Origin of the sequence: Paenibacillus sp. BR2-3 (assembly GCF_046529485.1) — a bacterium.
Lineage (GTDB): Bacteria > Bacillota > Bacilli > Paenibacillales > Paenibacillaceae > Paenibacillus_AQ.
The window spans coordinates 2,018,214-2,039,895 of the sequence record NZ_CP126311.1; the positions used below are offsets into that span (position 1 = coordinate 2,018,214).

18 protein-coding genes and 1 pseudogene are annotated in these 21,682 nt (G+C 51.3%); 17 read left to right on the plus strand and 2 right to left on the minus strand.

Annotated elements, in window-relative coordinates; all coding sequences use genetic code 11:
* The first annotated feature begins 156 nt into the window (after positions 1 to 156).
* From pduA to PaeBR_RS09600, 17 genes and pseudogenes are all read left to right on the plus strand, one after another.
* On the plus strand, positions 157 to 438 hold the full coding sequence (pduA, locus tag PaeBR_RS09520) for a propanediol utilization microcompartment protein PduA (protein ID WP_410515134.1): 282 nt from the start codon (positions 157 to 159) through the stop codon (positions 436 to 438).
* Positions 439 to 458: 20 nt separating this feature from the next.
* Positions 459 to 1,292, plus strand: a complete 834-nt coding sequence (gene pduB / locus PaeBR_RS09525) for a propanediol utilization microcompartment protein PduB (RefSeq protein WP_410514580.1) — start codon at positions 459 to 461, stop codon at positions 1,290 to 1,292.
* A gap of 36 nt (positions 1,293 to 1,328) precedes the next feature.
* Positions 1,329 to 1,949, plus strand: coding sequence for a BMC domain-containing protein (locus PaeBR_RS09530; protein WP_410514581.1), 621 nt, complete (start codon positions 1,329 to 1,331; stop codon positions 1,947 to 1,949).
* The gene (gene pduL, locus PaeBR_RS09535; protein WP_410514582.1) at positions 1,949 to 2,596 is read left to right on the plus strand and encodes a phosphate propanoyltransferase; all 648 of its coding nucleotides are present in this window, start codon (positions 1,949 to 1,951) and stop codon (positions 2,594 to 2,596) included. Before PaeBR_RS09530 ends, pduL begins: the two co-directional genes overlap by 1 nt.
* A gap of 5 nt (positions 2,597 to 2,601) precedes the next feature.
* On the plus strand, positions 2,602 to 3,453 hold the full coding sequence (gene eutJ, locus PaeBR_RS09540; protein ID WP_410514583.1) for an ethanolamine utilization protein EutJ: 852 nt from the start codon (positions 2,602 to 2,604) through the stop codon (positions 3,451 to 3,453).
* Positions 3,450 to 4,253 carry a hypothetical protein gene (locus PaeBR_RS09545; RefSeq protein WP_410514584.1) on the plus strand — a complete coding sequence of 268 codons (804 nt, stop codon included), beginning with the start codon at positions 3,450 to 3,452 and terminating at the stop codon, positions 4,251 to 4,253. The genes eutJ and PaeBR_RS09545 overlap by 4 nt, the downstream gene beginning before the upstream one ends.
* Complete coding sequence (locus PaeBR_RS09550; protein ID WP_410514585.1) at positions 4,234 to 5,688, plus strand: acetaldehyde dehydrogenase (acetylating); 1,455 nt, start codon at positions 4,234 to 4,236, stop codon at positions 5,686 to 5,688. The genes PaeBR_RS09545 and PaeBR_RS09550 overlap by 20 nt, the downstream gene beginning before the upstream one ends.
* Positions 5,689 to 5,691: 3 nt before the next feature.
* The gene (locus PaeBR_RS09555) at positions 5,692 to 5,979 is read left to right on the plus strand and encodes a EutN/CcmL family microcompartment protein (RefSeq protein ID WP_410514586.1); all 288 of its coding nucleotides are present in this window, start codon (positions 5,692 to 5,694) and stop codon (positions 5,977 to 5,979) included.
* The gene (locus PaeBR_RS09560; RefSeq protein WP_410514587.1) at positions 5,976 to 7,136 is read left to right on the plus strand and encodes a 1-propanol dehydrogenase PduQ; all 1,161 of its coding nucleotides are present in this window, start codon (positions 5,976 to 5,978) and stop codon (positions 7,134 to 7,136) included. Before PaeBR_RS09555 ends, PaeBR_RS09560 begins: the two co-directional genes overlap by 4 nt.
* A 4-nt stretch (positions 7,137 to 7,140) precedes the next feature.
* Positions 7,141 to 7,965: an MIP/aquaporin family protein gene (locus PaeBR_RS09565; protein WP_410514588.1), complete on the plus strand. Its 825-nt coding sequence runs from the start codon at positions 7,141 to 7,143 to the stop codon at positions 7,963 to 7,965.
* A 67-nt stretch (positions 7,966 to 8,032) separates the two neighbouring features.
* Complete coding sequence (locus tag PaeBR_RS09570; RefSeq protein WP_410514589.1) at positions 8,033 to 10,582, plus strand: glycyl radical protein; 2,550 nt, start codon at positions 8,033 to 8,035, stop codon at positions 10,580 to 10,582.
* A gap of 132 nt (positions 10,583 to 10,714) precedes the next feature.
* Entirely contained in the window at positions 10,715 to 11,635 is a 921-nt protein-coding gene (locus PaeBR_RS09575; RefSeq protein ID WP_410514590.1) for a glycyl-radical enzyme activating protein, read from the plus strand.
* A 1,417-nt stretch (positions 11,636 to 13,052) separates the two neighbouring features.
* Entirely contained in the window at positions 13,053 to 13,589 is a 537-nt protein-coding gene (locus tag PaeBR_RS09580) for a hypothetical protein (protein ID WP_410514591.1), read from the plus strand.
* A 74-nt stretch (positions 13,590 to 13,663) separates the two neighbouring features.
* Entirely contained in the window at positions 13,664 to 15,322 is a 1,659-nt protein-coding gene (locus tag PaeBR_RS09585) for a GMC oxidoreductase (RefSeq protein WP_410514592.1), read from the plus strand.
* Positions 15,250 to 15,399 (plus strand): annotated as a pseudogene (locus tag PaeBR_RS09590) (transposase); the annotation flags it as partial. The gene PaeBR_RS09585 and the pseudogene PaeBR_RS09590, both read left to right, overlap by 73 nt.
* Positions 15,400 to 15,543: 144 nt before the next feature.
* Positions 15,544 to 15,822, plus strand: coding sequence for a hypothetical protein (locus tag PaeBR_RS09595; protein WP_410514593.1), 279 nt, complete (start codon positions 15,544 to 15,546; stop codon positions 15,820 to 15,822).
* A gap of 23 nt (positions 15,823 to 15,845) precedes the next feature.
* Positions 15,846 to 16,121 carry a hypothetical protein gene (locus PaeBR_RS09600; protein WP_410514594.1) on the plus strand — a complete coding sequence of 92 codons (276 nt, stop codon included), beginning with the start codon at positions 15,846 to 15,848 and terminating at the stop codon, positions 16,119 to 16,121.
* On the opposite strand, the gene bglX is transcribed toward PaeBR_RS09600, so the two are convergent.
* Together bglX and PaeBR_RS09610 are read right to left on the minus strand one after the other, a co-directional pair.
* On the minus strand, positions 16,096 to 18,309 hold the full coding sequence (gene bglX, locus PaeBR_RS09605) for a beta-glucosidase BglX (protein WP_410514595.1): 2,214 nt from the start codon (positions 18,307 to 18,309) through the stop codon (positions 16,096 to 16,098). The genes PaeBR_RS09600 and bglX overlap by 26 nt on opposite strands.
* The gene (locus PaeBR_RS09610; protein WP_410514596.1) at positions 18,290 to 21,637 is read right to left on the minus strand and encodes a GH36-type glycosyl hydrolase domain-containing protein; all 3,348 of its coding nucleotides are present in this window, start codon (positions 21,635 to 21,637) and stop codon (positions 18,290 to 18,292) included. The genes bglX and PaeBR_RS09610 overlap by 20 nt, the downstream gene beginning before the upstream one ends.
* Positions 21,638 to 21,682 lie beyond the last annotated feature (45 nt).

The following is a 21,682-nucleotide window of genomic DNA, read 5'->3' on the forward strand; positions in this document are numbered from 1 at the left end:
ACTTTCTTGACTTTGTAATGATTAATATCATTAAAATCCTAGAAACAAAAGTCGCGAATGTCCTGTTTCCTATCCGTAAAGTGTAAGTTTTCACCCGGCCTAACCTATAAAATGAGGTTGCAAGACGAGTTAACACTTATGGAGGTGCGCAAATTTATGCGTCAGGAAGCATTGGGACTTATTGAAACAAAAGGGTTGGTCAGCGCTATTGAAGCGGCTGATTCCATGGTGAAGGCGGCTAATGTCACTTTGATCGGTTATGAGAAAATCGGTTCCGGTCTGGTCACCGTGATGGTAAGAGGAGATGTAGGAGCGGTTAAAGCGGCTACAGACGCAGGCGTGGCATCAGCCAAGCGGGTCGGTGAGGTCATTTCCGTTCATGTTATCCCGCGTCCGCACATGGATGTGGAAAAAATCCTGCCTAAACTGCCGGAATAAATCAGACTTGAGGTGAAACGATGGATACGGCAATTTTAAAACAAGTAATGGAAGCGGTTCAAAAAGCATTGCCAAATGCGGCTCTGCAAGCGGACCTGACGCCGGAAACCGGCAGGAAATTCCATGATTCGACGGAAGAGAGGGGAAATCCAGTGACAACAGGTAATACAAGCATTACGGAATATATCGGAAGTGCAATGGGCGATACCGTGGGCTTGGTCATCGCCAATCTGGACCGCCACCTGCATGCAAGCATGGGGCTTGATCCAAAGTACCGCTCCATTGGCATCATCAGCGCCCGGACGGGTGCCGGACCGCATATTATGGCGGCTGACGAAGCGGTAAAAGCGACCAACACCGAAGTGGTTTCCATAGAACTGGCACGCGACACCAAAGGGGGAGCCGGACATGGATGCATTATCATTTTTGCCTCCGAAGATGTCTCCGACTCGCGCAGAGCGGTTGAAGTTGTACTCAAGGAGCTTCCGCGCACTTTCGGTGATGTCTATGCCTGCGATGCCGGACATATTGAGCTTCATTACACTGCCCGGGCAAGCTTGGCCCTGGAAAAGGCTTTTGGAGCACCGGCAGGCAAATCATTCGGCATTCTCGTAGGCGCGCCGGCGGCGATCGGGCTGCTGATGGCCGATACGGCGCTGAAAACAGCCAATGTTGAAATTGTAACCTACGCAAGTCCCGAGAAGGGCACAGCCCGTTCAAATGAGATTATTGTCACCATTACCGGGGATTCGGGCGCAGTGCGGCAATCGGTTATCGCCGCTCGTGAAGTAGGAAACAGCGTGCTGAGATCCATGGGCCATAATCCGGTTTCCATGACGCAGCCTAATTTATAAACAGCAACAGCAAAACAACGTTGAGAGGTGCCAAAATTGATTACCAATGCCCTTGGCTTGATTGAGGTGAACGGATATCCCGCAGCACTTGAAGCCGCTGATACTTGTCTGAAATCTTCGAATGTCACCCTGATCGGATACGAAAAAGTCCAGGCCGGACTGGTTGTTGTGAAGATTACAGGAGATGTGGGAGCGGTCAAGGCAGCTGTGGATGCCGCCAGAATCAGCGTAGCCCGATTGGGGGAGGTTGTTGCCGCAACGGTTATCGCGCGGCCTGCTGAAGGCACCGGGAGCATGGTCTATTCGCCGGAAACGGTTATGCCGACTGATGAATCCCGGGTTTCGGAATCCGCTCCGCAAGACTTCGGTGTCTTGGCCCCGCAGCCAGAGGAGAATCATCCGCTGGACGGCGGTTTGGACGCAGCGGAAGAAGAAACCGAACCGGTAATGCCGCAGCAAGGACAGGATTTGACATCAGTTGAGGGCGAGGCGGGGGAGACCCCGCCGGACGCCCCCGATGATAAGGTTCAGCAGCCGATCATTACATGCAACTTATGCGGAAATCCGCTCTGTACGCGTAAAAAAGGCCAGCCGGCAAGCATGTGCCTTCACTACAGGCAGCATTCGCCCAAAAAAAATAAGGATGGTCAGCACTAATGGAAACCCAAGACTTAATCGATAATTTAGCAGCAGAAATTGCCGGCCTGATTCAGGTGAAGGACCGGAGCTTCAGTGTTCCGGTAGGCGTCTCCAATCGTCATATTCATTTGAACAGGGATGATCTGGATGTATTGTTCGGCAAAGGATTCGAATTAACTGTAAAAAGTGAGCTGAAGCAGCCCGGGCAATATGCCGCCGCGGAAACGGTGAGCATCGCCGGCCCCAAAGGCAGCATTAACCAGGTCAGAGTGCTGGGCCCGCTCCGCGCAAGCAGCCAGGTGGAAATTTCCCGCAGCGATGCTTTTACGCTCGGCATCAAGCCGCCGGTGCGCAATTCCGGGGATCTGGACGGCTCGGCGGGATTGTGTGTGATCGGTCCCAAGGGAATGCTGGTGATGAATGAAAGTGTGATTTGTGCCAGACGCCATATTCACATGAGTATTGACGAAGCACGGCGCTTTGGCCTGGCCGATGGGGATATCGTGAATGTGGAAACGGCCTCTTCCAAAAAAACAACCTTTCATGGGGTACTGATACGGTCCGACAGCAAATCTGCGCTTGAGTTTCACATCGATACGGATGAAGCGAACGCGGCTGAATTGAACAATGGGGATTTGGTCCGGATATCCGCCAAACGGGGGTAATCGCCATGGAAGCTGAACGGGAATTGTCGCTGGTTGATGATTTAATGGCGGAAATGCAGCGAAAAATGAATGATCAAGCGCCATGGGTCAACGAGGAATACCTTTTGCCTTACAAAGTGGGTGTGGATTTAGGCACCTCCAATATTGTGATTATCGTACTGGATCAAAATAACCGGCCTGTCGCTGGAGAGCTGGAGCCTGCCCATGTGGTAAGAGACGGGATTGTAGTCGAATATGTTCAGGCGGTTACGCTGCTTAGAAGTATGAAAGCACGACTGGAACAGCGGCTGGGCACCACACTGACCCATGCGGCAACCGCGATTCCTCCCGGCATCGGGTCCGGAAACGTCAAGGTCATCACCAATGTGGTGGAAGCGGCGGGGTTTGAAGTCACGCATGTGATCGATGAGCCCGAGGCGGCAGCGATGGTACTTGGTGTGGTCAACGGAGCTGTGGTCGATATCGGGGGCGGCACGACAGGAATTTCGGTTATCCGCGAGGGTCAAGTAATCCTTTCTGCCGATGAAGCGACAGGAGGCGTGCATATGACGCTGGTGATCGCGGGCAGCTATGGACTTGATTTTGCCGAAGCGGAGAAGCTTAAACACCAATCCGGCAATAACCGTATGCTGCTGCCGGTAGTGCAGGCTGTGGTAGAAAAAATGGCTGATATCGCCTTGAAGAATATACCTAAAGGTACCGGGAAGATATATCTGGCGGGCGGAAGCAGCTGTCTGGAAGGAATTGAACAGATTTTTGCCAAATACACGGCGCTTGAAACCGTCAAACCGGTGAATCCGCTGCTCGTTACGCCTGTCGGAATCGCCATGAGCGCTGGAGGTGCAGCAAAGCAGTGAACATGGAAACGGAACAACTAATCCGCCGGATGCTTGAATATATGCTGCTGCAGGCCAGCAGGAACATCGTGATCTTCATCGGCGGGGGTACTGGAAATGAAGGATATATTGCCGATGTGTTAGGAGCATTTCGCATCCATCAATACAGCTTCTTCGTCTCCGAAGATTGGGCGCCTGGCACCCTTGAGGACAAAATACTGGAACGTTTGCAAGGGAAACGACTGGGAAGCATGAAGGATCTGGAGGAAGCTCTCCGCCATGCGGACCTTGTACTTCTGCCGCTTGTGAATCAAAGCACATTAAGCCGGCTTGCCCTTGGAATTACGGATACCCCCATGCTGGAAGGCCTTGCGCTGGCTGTCATGATGGGCCAGAAAATTATAGCCGTACGTGACGGCTATGACGACAGGAGAGCCGTACCGCTGGACAGAGGCGCAGTTATCAATCCGGCGTACCACGCCTTAATTGCAGGATATGAAAGCACTTTGCGCAGCTATGGCATCCGGATCATTGAGCTTGGCGAATTTCGCAGTGTACTTTCCGCCGGAGAGCCGGGGGGAGAGACTGCCCCTATTCAACAAGTCCCATCGGTTTTGCAAAGCACCGTATTTAATGGAACGATTCTGACTGCGGCAGATGTGCAGCATATGCGGGAGGGATCGTTGTTGCTTCAGGCAGGAACGCTGATTACTCCGCTTGCGAAGGAATGGCTTACGTCGCAAAGAATCATAGTGAATTATCTGGAGAACAACGGCCAGCAACATAAGCAGGAGGCTAACAATGACTACATTGGATCATGATTTACGGTCTATTCAGGAGGTCCGGACCACGCTGGCTGCCGCCAAAGTGGCGCAAAAGCTGTACCGGACATTCACTCAGGAGAAAATTGACGCGATTGTCGCGCAAGTGGCGGCAGCAGCTGAAAAGGCCGCTGAAAAGCTGGCCCGTATGGCTCATGAGGAAACAGGATACGGCAAATGGGAAGACAAGATCATTAAGAATACATTCGCCAGCAGAAAGCTGCACGAGCATATCAAGGATATGAAAACTGTGGGTGTAGTCGCAAGGCATGAGCAGGAGAAAATCATCGACATTGCCGTGCCGGTCGGCGTTATTGCCGCGCTGATCCCGTCCACCAACCCTACTTCAACAGTTATTTACAAAGGGCTGCTGGCACTGAAAACGGGGAATGCCATCGTTTTCTCGCCACATCCCTCGGCGCGCCGCTGTATTACCGAGACGGTCGCCATCCTTAATCAAGCGGCACTGGCGGCGGGAGCGCCTGAAGGTGTTGTGGGCTGTCTTTCCGTACTAAGTCTGCAGGGAACCAATGAGCTGATGAAGCACCGCGATACCTCGCTGATTCTGGCGACCGGCGGTGAAGCGATGGTCAAAGCAGCCTACAGCTCTGGAACACCTGCAATCGGCGTAGGCCCTGGCAATGGTCCAGCCTTTATCGAAAGATCGGCAGATATTCCTCTGACGGTCAAGCGCATCCTCGACAGCAAGACTTTTGACAACGGCATAATCTGCGCCTCCGAGCAGTCGATCATCGTGGAACAGGATTTCAAGGAACGCATTGTAGCGGAATTCAAACGCCAGGGCGCTTATTTCCTTACCGCTGAGGAATCCGAAAAGCTGGGGGCTTTCATGCTGCGCGGCAACGGAACGATCAATCCGGTGGTGGTTGGCAAGTCTCCCGAGAAGCTTGCCGCTCTTGCCGGATTCTCCATCCCGGCCGGAAGCCGGGTACTGATCTCCTTTCAAACCACAGTATCCCATAAAAACCCTTATTCCAGAGAAAAACTGGCGCCTGTACTCGCATTTTACGAGGAACAGGATTGGGAGCGGGCCTGCGAACGCTGCATAGAGCTGCTCGAAGGGGAAGGCAAAGGGCATACCATGACGATCCACTCCAATAATGAAGAAATCATTATGGCATTTGCCCTGCACAAATCCGTTTCACGCCTGCTGGTGAATACGCCTGCAGCGCTTGGCGGCATTGGCGCAACCACCAATCTCCAGCCCGCGTTGACGCTTGGCTGCGGTGCGGTGGGCGGAAGCTCCACCTCCGACAATATCGGGCCGTTCAATTTGCTGAACATCCGCAGACTCGCCTATGGCGTAAGAGAGCTTGAAGATCTGGGGGCTCCGGCCGCAGCGTATCCTGCCGGCGACCAGCTGGAAGCCATCGTAAAGGAATTATTACGGCAGCTTAAAGTTCAAGGAGGATAGATCATGCATTTGGCAAAGGTAATCGGCAAGGTAGTTTCCACTCAAAAGAGCGAGAAGCTTATAGGTGCCAAGCTGCTGATGATAAAGTCCGTTGATGAGAATCGGAATTTGAACAGTACAGAAGTTTTCGTTGCCATCGACTTGATCGGAGCGGGGATGGATGACATCGTTCTGATCGATTGGGGCAGCTCCATGTATGAAGACATGAAAATCTCTGCGGATATGTCAATTGTCGGCATTGTCGATGATTTGCAGTCCGAGGAAGAGGCCAGGGCGGAGGGTGGACGATGAACCAATTCAGTGTAAAAACGGAAATTTACTTTGATACGGGGGCGCTCGAATACCTGACTACGCTTGACAACCAGAAGGCTCTGATGATTACAGATCCATTTATGGTGCAGTCGGGCTTCGCGGACAAGGTGACTGCAATTTTGAAAAGCAGCGTGGAGGATTATAAGGTGTTCTCCGGCATCCGGCCGGACCCTCCGGTCGAGGTTGTCGCCGCAGGAGTCAAGGAATATCTCGATTTTGGCCCCGATCTCATTATAGCTCTGGGAGGCGGCTCTACGATTGATGCTGCCAAAAGCATCATGCTGTTCGCCCGCAGACTTATGGAGGCAGAAGGAAGCCCGAAGAGCAAGCCGCTGTTTGTGGCGATTCCCACAACAAGCGGAACAGGCTCGGAGGTAACATCTTATTCCGTCGTGACGATGGGCGACGGCAAAATCCCGCTTGTAGCTCAGGAGATGGTGCCTGATGCGGCGATCATGGATTCTTCATTTCTGCGTACGGTCCCGCCGTCAATCACGGCGGATACCGCGATTGACGCGCTTACGCATGCGTGGGAGGCCTATGTTTCGACGGAAGCCTCCGATTATACAGATGCTCTGGCGGAGAAGACTTCACAGCTGATTTTTGATTATCTTTTGCGTGCTTACCAGAATGGAGAAGACATGGAGGCCAGAGAAAAGCTGCACAATGCCTCCTGCATGGCCGGCATTGCATTTACCAATGCGGCGCTTGGCATTAACCACAGCATGGCCCATACGCTGGGCGGGATTTTCCACCTCCCCCATGGCCGGGCCAATGCGGTTCTGCTGCCCTACGTAATCCGTTTTAACGCGGATCTGGAAAGTAGTGTTGCGACACGCGCAGCTGAGAAATACCGCAAGCTTGCCTATCAGCTCCATCTTCCGGCTGCTACCGCGCGGGAGGGCGTCGAAAGCCTGATTGCCGCGATCACGGCGCTCAAGCGGCTGACGGATACGCCGCTGACACTGGCGGATGCGGGTATAGCAGAGGCGGAATATGAGGCTATGATTCCGCAGCTCAGCCGGGCTGCGCTTCATGACAAATGCACAACAACCAATCCCCGTTCGCCGGATGAACTGCAGCTTGCGGAATTGTTCCGCGAGGCTTATGGCCCCCGCGCGGCAATAGGAGTGTAAAAGGATGAAGAAAACTTTATTGGGTGAGTGCCTTGCCGAATTTGTAGGAACGTATATCTTTCTCTTTATCGGCTTCGGCTCCGTTGAGGCCCTGGTTGCCGGAGGCTCCAACATTACGTGGGGTGAGCTGACGCTGACGTGGGGCCTAGCGGTTACGCTGGGAGTATTCATCGCGGGCGGTGTGTCCGGCGGTCACCTGAATCCGGCCGTTACGCTGGCGCTGGCAGTATGGAACGGCTTTGAACGCCGCAAGGTGATTCCGTTCATCGTCTCGCAGCTCATCGGAGGTTTCGCCGCCGCCGCTTCCGTCTACTTTCTTTGCCGCAGCGGCATTCTGGCCTTTGAACAGGCCGGCGGCATCGTACGCTCAGCCGATAGCGGCTGGGGCTCAGCGGGCATCTTCAGTACCTTCCCCCAAAGCGGCTTGACGTTATTCCAGGCCGGAATGGTGGAAATGGCCATGACGGCCGTACTGATGCTCGTCATCCTGGCGGTTACCGACAGCAGAAACGGCGCCGCACCAAAACTTGGGCTTGCCGCCATCTCCATCGGACTCACGGTTATGCTGCTGGGCACAAGCTTCGGGGCGATGACCGGATTTGCCATGAATCCTGCGCGTGATTTCGGCCCTAGACTGTTTCTGATGCTTGCCGGCTGGGGAAGCAGTGTGGTCGGACCTCATTATTATGGATTGATTGTGCCGATCTTCGGTCCCATCATCGGGGCGATTGTCGGCGGAGGAATTTACCACAAGCTGATAGTTCCGTATTATCCATCCGCTGTAAACGCTTCTGAAAAGGAAGAGAGCCGGGAACAAATTGCGTCCTAAGGTGGCCGGAACCAGAGAATTATCATGCAATTTCATTATGGAATGCTAATCAAGGGGGAAGCTTATCATGCTTAATGTACTCGACATGCCTAAAACCGTGGCCGCCACCGGCCGGATAACTAAACTGCTGGATCAGCTGATGTCCGGAACGCCGGAGATTGAAGCGGAAAGAGCGGTGCTGATCACCGAATCTTTCAAACAAACCGAGCATTTGCCTACTATTTTACGGCGGGCTAAGGCGCTGGAACATATTTTAAAGCATATGACCCTGGTCATCCGAGACGAGGAATTGGTTGTCGGAAATTTGACCCTGAAACCCAGAGGATGCCAAATTTTCCCTGAGTTCTCTAATAAATGGCTATACAGCGAGTTTGATACGATTGCCAAACGCACCGGCGATGTGTTCACCATTACCAGTGAGACGGTCAGCAAGCTGAAAGAGCAGTTCAGCTACTGGGATGGCCGCACTGTGCAGGAACTGGCCACCTCTTTTATGACGCCTGAAACGATTGAAGCGATGAACGCCGATGTCTTTACTGTCGGGAACTATTACAACAACGGAGTCGGCCATATTTCGGTAGATTATGCGAAGGTGCTGAACGTAGGCTTTAAAGGCATCATCGACGAAGCGGAGGAAGCCAAACGGACCGCAGACCGCTCCAAGCCGGATTTTATCAAAAAAGAGCAGTTCCTGAACGCGGTTATCGTGTCTGCCCAAGCAGCCATTGATTTTGCCAAACGTTTTGCCGATTTGGCCAGAAGCTTGGCAGCCCGCATGGCGGACTCTGAACGCCGGCGCGAGCTGGAGACGATCTCCGCCATTTGCGAGCGTGTACCGGCCTATCCTGCTGCATCTTTCCATGAGGCTGTTCAAAGCTTCTGGTTTGTCCAAATGATCATCCAGATCGAATCCAACGGCCACTCCATTTCTCCGATGCGTTTTGATCAATACATGTACCCTTTCTATCAAAAGGATCTTGCCGGCGGAGTCATCCGTCATGAACAGGTTCAGGAGTTGCTGGACTGTCTCTGGATCAAAATGAATGAGGTCAACAAGATCCGGGACGAGGGCTCGACCAAAGCGTTTGGCGGATATCCGATGTTCCAGAATCTGATTGTCGGCGGTCAAACCGAAGAAGGCCAGGATGCGACGAATGAATTGTCGTTTGCCTGCCTGGAAGCCACAGCGCATGTGAAGATGCCGCAGCCTTCCATTTCCATCCGGGTATGGAACCGCTCGCCTGAGGAACTGCTGCTGAAGGCGGCGGAAGTCAGCCGATTGGGTCTTGGCCTGCCGGCGTATTACAACGACGAAGTCATTATTCCTTCGCTGGTCAGCCGTTCCGTGAGTCTTGCCGATGCGCGCGATTACGGAATTATCGGCTGCGTGGAGCCGCAAAAAGGCGGCAAAACAGAAGGCTGGCATGATGCGGCATTCTTCAACCTGCCTAAAGTCATGGAAATTACGATTGGCAACGGCATATTAAACGGCAAAAAAATCGGCCTGCAAACCGGCGAATTCGCTTCCTTTACTTCTATCGAGAAATTCATGGAGGCTTATGCCAAGCAGATGGAATATTTCGTCTCCCTGCTGATCCAGGCGGACAACTCGGTAGATTATGCGCATGGGGAGAGAGCCCCATTACCGTTCCTTTCATCCATGGTTTATGACTGCATCGGCAGAGGGAAATCGCTTCAGGAGGGCGGCGCATTTTATAACTTTACCGGACCGCAGGGCGTCGGAGTTGCGAATGTGGCGGATGCCATGCAGGCGATCAAGAGCGTTGTGTTCGATCAAAAGAAAGTTACGCTCGCTGAACTGAAGGCTGCGCTGGAGTCCAACTTTGGCAGCTCACAGCCGTCCGCTTCCCCGGATTCATCCCAATCACCACTGAATTCACTGTCACAGGAGCATATTGTTGAGCTGATCAAGAAGCTCATTCTTGAAGGCAGCAATATCTCGCTGGATCAGCTGGGCAGTCTTGTTCCCCGCCAAGCCGCCGCACCAACCGGCAATGAGGGCTACCTGCGCGAGCTGCTGATTGCAGCGCCCAAATTCGGCAACGACATTGACGAAGTGGATGAAATTGCCCGTCAGGTCGGATTGGTCTATTGCCGCGAGGTGCAGAAATACACCAATCCGCGTGGAGGCACCTTCCAGCCGGGATTGTATCCGGTATCGGCCAACGTGCCGATGGGAGCCGCCACCGGAGCCACTGCGGACGGCCGCAAAGCCGGCGAGCCATTGGCCGACGGAGTTTCGCCCGTATCCGGACGCGATACCAACGGTCCTACGGCTGCGGCTAATTCTGTTTCCAAGCTCGATCACCATATTGCTTCGAACGGAACGCTGTTCAATCAGAAGTTCCACCCGTCCGCGCTTAACGGACCTGCGGGGCTGTCAAAGCTGGTTTCCTTGCTTCGGGGTTATTTTGACCAGAAGGGGATGCATGTCCAGTTTAACGTGATAAGCCGGGAGACCCTTCTTGATGCGCAGCGTAATCCGGAGAAATACAAGAGCCTAGTTGTGCGTGTAGCCGGATACAGTGCCCACTTTACCAATCTGGACAGAAAGCTGCAGGACGACATCATCAACAGAACCGAACAGAACATGTAAGTCAACGAACACTAACTAAGAAACGGTTCCGCTCTGTTTAGGAACGGCACGGTCTCAAATGTTGAACGAAGAGGGGCGGATTCACCGCCCTCCTCTTTGTTATCGGCATAGCACCCCTTTTAGGAGGCACTAATGATTGAATTTGATATGGAAGCCAAAGGAATAGTCTGTGACATTCAGCGGTATTCGCTCCATGACGGCCCCGGCATCCGCAGCATCGTGTTTCTTCAGGGCTGTCCGCTCCGCTGTGTTTGGTGCAGCAACCCGGAAACACAGGCGATGCAAAGCCAATTGATGTACCAAGAAGAGAAATGCCGTGATTGCCGACGCTGCGCCGCTGTTTGTCCGGTTCAGGCCATTTCTTATACACCCATGCTCCGAATTGACCGTTCACGCTGTATTTCCTGTGGCCAATGCGCCGAGGTCTGCCATACCGGCGCCCTGGCCATGTCGGGAAAGGGAATGACCGTCCGTGAAGTGATCCAAGAATTGAAAAAGGATGAGAGCTATTACCGGCGTTCGAGCGGCGGCATTACCTTTTCCGGAGGGGAGCCGTTATTCCAATCATCATACGTGATTGAACTGATGCGCGCCTGCAAATCGCAGGGCTGGCATACTGCGGTCGAAACGACCGCTTTCTGTAATCCTGACGTGCTGGAGAATGTCCTGCCGCTGCTCGATCTGGTTTTATTGGATATCAAGCATATGGATGACCGTAAGCACGAGCAGTATGTCAAGCAATCCAACGAACTGGTCCTAAGCAATGCCCTCCGGTTGGCGCAACTGGGAGCAGCCATCATCGTACGTGTTCCCGTTATTCCCGGATTCAATAACACAGTGAGGGAAATCGGAGAGATTGCCGCCTTCGCCGCCGGGCTTCCCGGCATCAAGGAGCTGCATCTGCTGCCCTTTCACCGCTTGGGTGCGAATAAATACAATTATCTTGAATCCCGGTACTCCATGGAAAATAATGAACCACCGGCTGACCAGGAAATGGAAAGCCTGCGCCGTATCGTAGTGGAGAACGGACTGTACTGCCAGATCGGGGGGTAAGTACCCATATGCTCCTCTGGCTTTCGTGAGGAAGCAAGGAGTCAAGTATATTGAGAGAAACTGCGAAAACCCAAAGGGCGATTTCTTTTTGGTTCTTGGGACCAAGTCTGAAAGTGTACACTTTGTAAAGGATATTTTAAAAAAGCTAGGCAGTTTTTAGAAGATGATCTCTGTATTGTACGAGGGCACTGAAATAGTTCCTATAGTTCAATTAAGCTAGCCCTACCTCGAGAAATCGAGGTAGGGCTAGCTGTTTTTATTATTTAATAATTGGATCAGCACCAGAATCAGTGCTAGACAAAATGTTGCATGCGGGTATACGCGGATTCGAGCCGTTGGGCGGACTGCATAGCCCTTATTATCGTGCTGATGTACTAAAAGAGAACAGGAGCGGACTGAGGTGACGCTAATTGTGGATTCAACGCCTTCTTTAGCCCGCTTTCAGCTAAATAAGGGCTTTCTCGGCTTCTGCGGAGGAGAAGACATAGCCGATGTTTCCGGCAAGCTAAAATAACTGTTGTCAAAGACTATTCCGAAGGCTTAAAAACCATCAAGCTCACGCGTGCTATCGATAAAAGCAAGAATATAAACGATATGTCTATTCACTTTAACTGGAATTTAACGGGATCTTCTGATCCATTTTTTGAAAAGTTGGCAGGTTATATTAACTCGGACCCTGGGAATGCGCTTGAATTGGCAGACACAAGTTTTCTACGCGATGACATGGTAGCCGTTGCTTATAGCTCTCCTAAATTCGAATGATCCTCTGGATCAGGTTGAGGCAGCAATTCGCAAAGCTTTAAATCCCTAATAAATAATTATGGGGACACTAGAAGCGGAAGAACGGTACATGGTCAAATTGGGAAGTAGAACCTTCATTTAGTAGTTTATCCGAGATACATTGCGAAAAACCGGCATAATTCCCATAAAGATAGAGAACGTGATTCCATCCATCCAAAAACTGTCCCTACACTCGCCCTCCGAGTGTAGGGACAGTTGGCTTATAGAAGACAATTGCAACTTCTAATCATTGCTCTTTCTGATCCCTGGGATTTCTAGTTGTCGCCCCTTCAACCCCAATCTAATGCCGAGAGGCTATTATAAGCCTGATTTTATATTTTATAAATGTAATGAATCTAGATACATTACATTTAAGGGTAAAAAAATTTAGCACCGACTTCTAATATCTTCGACAACCCGCTGTTCTTTGACCGACCTATGCAGGGGACGACATTTGGATGCGTCGACGGGTCTTAATGACGGCCGATTTTCATATACTTTAGGGAGCGTTTGTGTCGAGGAGAGCAGTCATGTGGTTATACATCGCGGACTAGCGAATCTTGACCTCGACACCGGATCATATCATCGATCGTTGGAAATAGATTGGTTGAAGGGAGGTGAACATCATTGGAGATTTATGTCGCCGACAATGGAGAAACGCTCAGAACGATTGCGAACAAGTACCGGTTTCCGCTGGAAACTTTCATTCCCCTCAACCAGCACGTTGCTGAACCTGGATCGAGACATTGCCGGCATTCTAGTACATATTCCCGATCAAGATCATACAGCTATACCGCCCGCTGCACTTCAGTCTTGTTCCCCGATCATTCCGCCGGCATTTATGGACTACTGGATTTCGTTAACCTCATTGGAGAAAATGGCGCAAACGGATTATGACGTCCTTATCGTCGGCAGCGGTGCGGAAGGTGGGGCCGTTCTCTGGAGGTTATGCGAGCAGTGGAGGGGAAACGGTAAGCGGGTTGGCGTGGTAGAAAGGGGAAATCTTTTGCTCCCGACGCACGCGCGCAACATTGCCACCTTGGACTACGACCGATTTGACCAATATTTCTATAATCTGAAAGTATCGAAACGGGGTCGATATCCCGAATTTTTAGGCACGACCGTTGCCTTGGCCATTCGTACGGCTGATCATATCATCGATCGATTGCGATAAACCTCAGGAAGGAGAACTGTTCTTCAAGCGTGTAAAATATGTATAAATATGGTATTTTGAAAGGATGTCGTATAGTGAGGATATACATAGCCAACGAAGGGGATACGCTGCACAAAATAGCAAATCGGAATCAGATCGATATAGCGGAACTGCTATCACTTAACCTGCACATTGCAGATCCAAACCGGAGTATCGCTGGAAAACAAGTAAAACTTCCTGCTATTGGCATACCGTCCACTAATTATATTCCTCCTTCCTGTCCGCCTGCAGCACCGCTGGATTATTTGAATACTTGGATTCCGCTTACCCCCCTTGAACAGATGGCGGAAACCGAATATGACGTATTGATTGTGGGCTCTGGAGCAGGAGGGGGTGCTGCTCTCTGGAGGCTATGCGAGCAGTGGAAAGCAAACGGAAAGCGGATCGGCATTGTCGAAGCCGGAGATCCCATATTGCCTACACATGCCTTTAATATTCCGACTTTGAACCAAAATCGGTTCCAAAGCTTGTTCCAGAACATAGAAATTCCCATTGGGAAAAATCTTCCTGAATTCCCGGGCGCGACACAGCTTTATGCGCTGGGAGGAAGAACGTTGTTTTGGACAGCTGTCACCCCCCGCATGCTTTCTTCCGAGATACAAGGATGGCCGATTACATCCAAAGAGATGAACCTGTACTATAATATTGCCGAACGGGTCATGAATGTGACTCAAGGCTACACGGCGGGGTCTTCGATATCCCAAATCCTTCTGGACCGCCTTCAGAGAAGCAGGTTTACTCAAGCGGCAGCGTATCCAATGGCCGTTGATCTTCAGCCGACGCAATATGGAAATGTCCATTCCAACGTATTTTTTAGTTCAATGAATTTCTTTGCTTATGCCTTAAATCTGAGGCCTTTCGATTTGGCGGTTAGAGCGCGTGCCATAAGGGTGGCAGCTGAAAATGGAAAAGTAATGGGCGTAGAAGTGATGTCACCGGACAAGAAATCGTATTTTCTTAAATCCAAGATCGTTGTTTTGGCTGCAAGCACCTTCGAAACGCCGCGGATTTTATTGTACTCGGGGATCAAAGGCAGAGCTATCGGCCACTATCTCACCAATCATTCCTTCATAACAGCCACCGGCAAATTAACCAGAAATGAATTTCCTGAGGTTTTAGGAACGCTTGGCATTATTATCCCTCAGACGGAGGAGTATCCTTATCAATTTCAAATGTTCGGGCCGGGACCCTATTTTTGGTATCATTATGAAGAGGAACCATTACGGAAGGAATGGCCAATAGTTTTCCAGGGTTTCGGCGTGGTAGAATCCCGATTCGACAATCAAGTATTTTTGAACCCTTATAAACGGGATGCATATGGCGTTCCGGAGATACAAATTCAATTCTCACATAATGAAAGGGATAAAGCTATTATCCGTCAAATGTCGCAAGACATGCGACTTGTTTCCAATGTGACAGGTGTTCCATTGATTTCAACAAACGGCGAGAATCCTATCTGTCTCATGCCGCCCGGCATTGAATACCATGCAACGGGAACGTGTCGAATGGGCGACGAATCCTACAATGCGGCAACAAATCGGTATGGCGAAATTTTTAGCGTCTCCGGTTTATTTATAGCCGATAACAGCATATTACCTACCCTTCCGGCCGCCAATCCGACATTAACGACGGTTGCCCTTGCCATTCGTACGGCGGATTATATCATTCAAACCTCGCCTCTTGGGGAGGACTAAGTCCAGGCAATAACGAAAGTGCCGGTCAAAAAAAAAGTACACGAACCCGCAAGGGCAATAAAGGTTTAAAGTTCGTGCTTTGTCAGGCCGCAAGGGCTGCAACCAAGACGAAGAACACACGACTATCTGCTTTTTATTATGCAACACACAGAACCCCAAACAACGATAATACTCCTTTTCAGTGCTTGTCTAACCACAAGTTTTGGAGAGGAGTTTTTATTATGGCTAGAATTAAACAAATCAAGAACAGTAAATCGGTGGTTTGGACAGAGGCGTTGACGCAGTTTTTGTTTTGGAAGAAGGCACATGGTGTTAGTGAACAAACACGAAAAGACTATGATCAACATGTGCGGCTTTTCTTCAAGAGGTACAGCAATTCTTTTGATACATTAGGTATCCTCAAAAACAACCTGTATGAATGCGTGGAGCAAGAGATGCTTGATTCTAACCCCATTAAAACACTGAAAAAATTAAAGATGAGGGACGAGTTGTCAACATAGAACAAGATGTATTATTTAAATTGTTGGCAATTCCCAATAAACAAACCTTTGTAGGGTTGCGAGATTTTGCTTTAATACTTCTCACCTTGGATACAGGCATCAGACCCAAAGAAGCATTAGCGCTCACAATTCCTGATTTTAACGCCAACTCACAAGAGATTTATATTACTTCTAAGGCATTAGCAGCTTTGAACCAAAAAATAAAGCGCCAACCCGTCATTCACCATAAAGGTGATGAGGGTTGGCGCTTTCAGCTGTGGAGCTATGCACAGGTCAGCCGATCCATATCCGCTGGGTAAACAGATCTCCGGAGTTTCTGCCGATCATAATATCGAATTCTCCGGGCTCGAATATAGGCTGATCATCATTGCCGTAGAACATCAGCATATCTCTGGTAATTTCGAAGGAAACCACCTGTTTCTCATGCGCTGCTAATGAAAGCTGCCGGAAGCCCTTCAACTCTTTAACCGGGCGCACGACACTTGCGCTGACATCGCGGATATACAGCTGAACGGTTTCCTTGCCGGCGCGCTCGGAAGCATTCTCTACCGTAATTGAAGCATGAATTCGATCAGCCTCCGCTTCAACAGCAAAGCCGCTGTAAGCAAAACGGGAATAGCTCAGACCATAGCCAAAGCAGAACAGCGGTTCATTGGGACAGTCCAAATACCGGGTTACATAACGTACTTGCGGATACTGGGGATCATAGGGGCGTCCCGTTTGAAAAGCATTGTAATAAACCGGAATCTGCCCCACCGTGTAGGGAAAGCTCATGGATAAACGCCCGGATGGATTGTAATCCCCGAACAGCACATCTGCGAGCGAGTTCCCCGACTCCGTGCCCAAAAACCAGGCTTGAAGCAAGGCATCACTGGCAGCAAGGATAGGCTTCAGCTCCAGCGGCCGGCCGCTGAAGACTACGGTGATGACCTTCTTGCCGGTATCCTTCAGGCGCCAGATCAGTTTCTCCTGATTGGCAGACAGGTGCAGGTTGGTCTTGCTGCCGCCTTCTCCGGTATCCTGCTGGTTCTCGCCAACCGCAGCGAGAATTACATCGCAATCCTTCAGGCGATTGAAGGCTTCCTCGACCTGATCCTCCACATCAAAAATACCCTCCAGCATGCTTCCAAGCTCGCCGGTCATTGCCGTGAGAATATCCCCGGCAGAGTTTTTTTGGAAAATACCCTTATAGAGCGATACCGCCGAATCTTTTTCCACCCCGGCCCAGCCGCCAAGCACGCGAACGGAGGTAGCGAAGGGACCGGCAAGGCCAATCTTCATGCCCCGCTTAAGCGGCAAAGCATCATTGTCATTTTTCAGCAGCACAACCGAGCCGGCACCAAGCTCCCGCGCTGCCCGCAGATGTTCCTCGCAGGGTTCAGATGCCTCATCCACTAGAGGATCAGCATCCTTGAACGGATTTTCAAACAGGCCCAGCGCGTCCTTGAGTTCCAGAACCCGGATAACGGCTTCGTCGATCAGAGCCGCATCAAGCTTCCCTTGCTCCACCAGGTCGGAGCCATTATTGAGATAGTGGGTAGACATCATCTCGATATCAACACCGGCAGCCAGGCTTTTCTCAGCTGCCTCACTGCCATCGCGCGCAGCGCCATGGGGAATCAGCTCATTTACGGAATTGAAGTCGGCGATGGTAACGCCGCCAAAGCCCCATTCCTCCCGCAGAATGCCGCGGAGAAGCTGCTCATTGCCGGTTGCCGGTATCCGGTCTACCGTATTGAACGCGGTCATGACCATGGCTACACCGGCATCTACCGCGGCCTTGTAGGCAGGCAGATAAAATTCACGCAATAAACCGGAGGACACATCCACCGTATTGTATTCACGGCCGCCCTCGGGTGCACCATAGCCGGCAAAATGCTTAACACAGGCTGCGATGCGCCCTTTTTCCCTGAGATCTTTGCCTTGATAGCCGCGAACCATGCATTCGGTAACCCGGGCATTCAGATAGGGGTCCTCTCCGGGTGTTTCCATTACGCGCCCCCAACGCGGATCGCGTACGAGATCGGTCATTGGCGAGAAGGTGACGTGAACACCGGCAGCCGCACTTTCCCTGGCAGCGATCTCGGCAAATCTTTCACAGGCCTCCATGTCAAAGGTGCAGCCCATAGCCAGGGGAATCGGCAGGATTGTCCGGAAGCCGTGAATGACATCCGCCATAAAGAGCAGGGGGATCTTCTGGCGGTTGGTTTGCAAATGCCGGGTTTGAAGTTCAATCACATTCCTGGCTCCAATGCCGTTCAGAACGCTTCCGATATTCTCAATTACACGCGGCTTAATATTGAGCTCCTTGAACGGACCCGTTAAATCCACGGTATCGTTCAAACCCCAATAGAAAGGGCCAAGCTGGGTTAATTGGGCGAGTTTTTCGTCCAGTGTCATTTCATTCAAAAGATCTCGTATAAACGGTTTAGTCATGGTAAACTCCCTTTTCGTTAACGCACTGAAGTTATTGTGATAAATAGACATGCAGTTCCCCACCTGGCAGCGCCAGCACAGTGCTTTTGGCAATGCTTACGGCACCCGGGCGATACGGATTGGGGAGGATTTGACCGGCAACAGCGCTTCCCTCTGCACGCAGCTCCGGTGTGCGGGATCGGCCCGAGCCGATGTGATAAACAAAGCTTATGGTGCGGCCAAAGCATTGGTAAGTGAAGCGCAGTCCGTCCAGGCTGGCAGGCAGAACCGGATCAATCACAAGCGTATCGGCGGTGAAGCGAATCCCCAGGATGCCCGAGATGAGCTGATTCAGGTAAATGCCGGGGCCGCTGGAATACAGCCGCCAGCCGCCTTTTACTTCGACGCTGCCGTCGCGCAGCTGTTCGAAGTTCTTCTGATAGCTGTAGCGATCCGGGAAATCTCCGTCCGAACTGCTGAAATACGTATTGCTTTGACGCAATTTAGCATTAGGGACGCTCTCGCGGATATTGATCGGATTGATTTGGAACAGCCCTTCCCAGGCGCGGTCCGCATCTCCCAGCTTGGCTGCTGCCTCAAGATAGCGGATATGGGCATGCACATATTGCAGGCTGATTTCACGGCCTACATTGGCAGCCTGTTCGGCACGCCTGAAGATTGTACTTACGCCGCCTTCATATCGGGCCGGACGATCCATCAGGCGTACACCATCCGGAAATTTGAGGTGCTCGTCGATCAGGCGCAGATTGGTTTCTGCTTGTGCAGGGTCCACCAATTCAGCAATGATGCTGCGTGTCATCGGCAGCAGGCGATAGTGGATGCCTGTGTTATTGTCCTGCGGGTGAAGCATATATTCAATGGTTTCGGCATCTTTAAAGTAAGCAAAGCCTGTAATCACATCATCTTTAATCAGCAGAGCCTGGAAAGAAGCCTTCATCCGGTCAGACATTTCAGCAAGCATAGCGGAGAATTCAGGATCAAATGCCGTGACCTGCGAAAGGTTTCGGATGACCTGGAAAGCCAGGGCAACGGTCCAGGCACTGACCAGCTTGGTCTTCATCGCTTCATCGGCAGGCTGCAGGGTATCATCCCAGTCGCCGCCAGCGTAGGAGATGAGGGCGGTTCCATGCAGGAAACGCTCCCGGATCGTTTCCACGGCTGCCTTGACATGCTCCAGAAGAGATTCGGACTCATGGCTTGGCATGGCATCAGCCAAATGATGATAGACAACCTGTTCATGGAAAATAGAGCTGTCTCCGGTAGCCATGATATAGTCGCTGATGCATTTAAGCGGCCAGAGCACGACATCCCCATGCCATTCATGAGACTGGACCGGGTGCCGGTCGAACATAAACCACTGCGGCCACTCTCGGCTTTCCCACAGCTGATGGGCGTAAATCTCCAGCAGCACGTTCCTTGCCAATTCGTAATGCTGGGTCATCAAGAAATACTCCATCGGCCCCTGGCATACGTCCCGTGTGCCCCATGCTGCCCCGCCGGGCTGCTCGAGTCCGTGCGGCACAATAAAATGAGTCATTGCGTTATGTGTATACCACCATACGGTTTCATTCAATTTATCAATCTGCGCCTGCCCGGCTCCTTCAATGGACAACTGGAACCGAGAGCTGAAGGCTTCATAGAATTGTCTGTACTCGGCTGCTTCGGCTTCAAAGGAGTAGGGGGCCAGCAGCACACTCTCCTGGTTCTCCAACCTTCCTTGCAGCACAAGCTGGAAGCATGAGGACCGCTCTACCGAGATCGTAAGCAGAGTCCCGATGCGCGGCTTGCCATCCTCAAAGAAAATCCGGTCGTCGCTGTAGGTAAATGCTGTTCCAGGTAATTGAATGTCATAGTGCAGGCCGGGATAGGGTTTGTTCTGCCAAGTGTCCGCATCCGGCAGAACCCGCAGAATCCCGTTTGCGGCACTGACTCTCACCGGATGCTGAAATTCATTCTCTCCCATAACCAGCTGGTTGGTAACCAGGCAATCGTAGGACCTGCCAAGCTGTGATTGTACCTGGAGAACGATATCCGACTGGTTGGCGGCGGCAAAGGTGGTGACCGTCAATGTATCGTCATTCAGTTTGTAATGCCATTTAGCAAAGTTAACACCCATCTCATAAGCAGCCGGCAGGGTGAGAATCCGATAGACACCATCCTGGTGGATATATAGGCGCTGTCCTGTGTTCTTGAGAATATTCAACAGACCGCGCGGTGTGGAGAGAAGCTTGTGAAAGGAGGTATTGCCCACGACCGTCTGACCGTTAAAAATACCGTACATGTAATTGGTGGATGTAATCAGGTTGTTGTCGACTACCTTGTTGTCCATGCAGGTCGTGATGATATGCCCGTGCGGGCGTTCAACCAGCAATTCCTTCGGCTGCAGAACGACATGGACGTGGTCGGAAGTGAAGAAGGACAGCAGCGTTCCCTCCTGGTATTCTTCCAGCTTGCGGTCAGGGTAAGCGGCGTCAATCTCGGCTTGCGACCACTGCGGAGAAACATAGGGCTTGCCAAATTCAGCCTTGAGTGTGACACCCTCTCCTTCCAGCAAGGCACCCGTGTCGTTCCAATCTACAGCGGCATAGGCTTCCTCCAGCTCGGATTGAAACTCAAGTGAGGTTACTGCATCAGGATGAGTTTCGCGGAACAAGCCATAGAAGGCTAAATCCACTTGTCCCGCAAGCTGAATTTGTTCTGTTTGCAGACCGGTATAGGACAGCTCATATTGATAGTTCTGGTTGGGCAGGCCGCTTTCCAATGCCTGTGGGATATTCCGGGCTTTATAGGATAAGCCAAAAAACTGCATGCCGTCCGTTGAATATCCGACCGCTTTGGTATGGAGGACTCCCTGCTGCAGGTAGGGAAATGCGTTGCCCTGCGGCTGGTTCTGGCGTGAGCATACGGCATAACCTTGAGGGCCTTCCCAAATGCTGTGGTCCAGGTACTGGCTCATATACAGCTCATTGGACAGCACGCCCCCCTTATCAGCGACTCCGATGTCCTGTCCATAAATCACATCAACCGTTTGCCCGTTTCCTGTGAGCTGAATATGCCAAAACCAGATTCCATGGGAAGCAGGAGAAAAAGTTACACGGTAGTCAATCGCCTGTACACGGCCCTGGAAGATCAGCTTTTCGTTATTATAAGAAAGCTTGGAGCTGGAACTAATTCCCAGCAGGGGGTAGCAATCCATTCCTTGCGCCGTGTACACACGCAGATAAATATTGTTAGCGGAACCATCCATTGAATTTCCCTGGAACTGATTAATAAGGAACTGCCCATTGGTGAATTCAAATATGTCGCCTGTGGGTAAGAAAGAGTATTTGAATTCATCCCGGGAAAAGGTAATCATATTCGTTTGTTGTTTAAAAATCATAAAAGCCCTCTCTTTCAAATGCATGGATATGGCATAGATTGACGC

Coding starts and splice junctions, on each gene's coding strand:
- PaeBR_RS09595 (WP_410514593.1), top strand. CDS start 15,544: ATGGCTAGAATTAAACAAATCAAGAACAGTAAATCGGTGGTTTGGACA.
- PaeBR_RS09560 (WP_410514587.1), top strand. CDS start 5,976: ATGAACCAATTCAGTGTAAAAACGGAAATTTACTTTGATACGGGGGCG.
- PaeBR_RS09580 (WP_410514591.1), top strand. CDS start 13,053: ATGTCGCCGACAATGGAGAAACGCTCAGAACGATTGCGAACAAGTACC.
- PaeBR_RS09565 (WP_410514588.1), top strand. CDS start 7,141: ATGAAGAAAACTTTATTGGGTGAGTGCCTTGCCGAATTTGTAGGAACG.
- PaeBR_RS09610 (WP_410514596.1), bottom strand. CDS start 21,637: ATGATTTTTAAACAACAAACGAATATGATTACCTTTTCCCGGGATGAA.
- PaeBR_RS09575 (WP_410514590.1), top strand. CDS start 10,715: ATGATTGAATTTGATATGGAAGCCAAAGGAATAGTCTGTGACATTCAG.
- eutJ (WP_410514583.1), top strand. CDS start 2,602: ATGGAAGCTGAACGGGAATTGTCGCTGGTTGATGATTTAATGGCGGAA.
- pduL (WP_410514582.1), top strand. CDS start 1,949: ATGGAAACCCAAGACTTAATCGATAATTTAGCAGCAGAAATTGCCGGC.
- bglX (WP_410514595.1), bottom strand. CDS start 18,309: ATGTCTATTTATCACAATAACTTCAGTGCGTTAACGAAAAGGGAGTTT.
- PaeBR_RS09555 (WP_410514586.1), top strand. CDS start 5,692: ATGCATTTGGCAAAGGTAATCGGCAAGGTAGTTTCCACTCAAAAGAGC.
- PaeBR_RS09570 (WP_410514589.1), top strand. CDS start 8,033: ATGCTTAATGTACTCGACATGCCTAAAACCGTGGCCGCCACCGGCCGG.
- pduA (WP_410515134.1), top strand. CDS start 157: ATGCGTCAGGAAGCATTGGGACTTATTGAAACAAAAGGGTTGGTCAGC.
- PaeBR_RS09550 (WP_410514585.1), top strand. CDS start 4,234: ATGACTACATTGGATCATGATTTACGGTCTATTCAGGAGGTCCGGACC.
- pduB (WP_410514580.1), top strand. CDS start 459: ATGGATACGGCAATTTTAAAACAAGTAATGGAAGCGGTTCAAAAAGCA.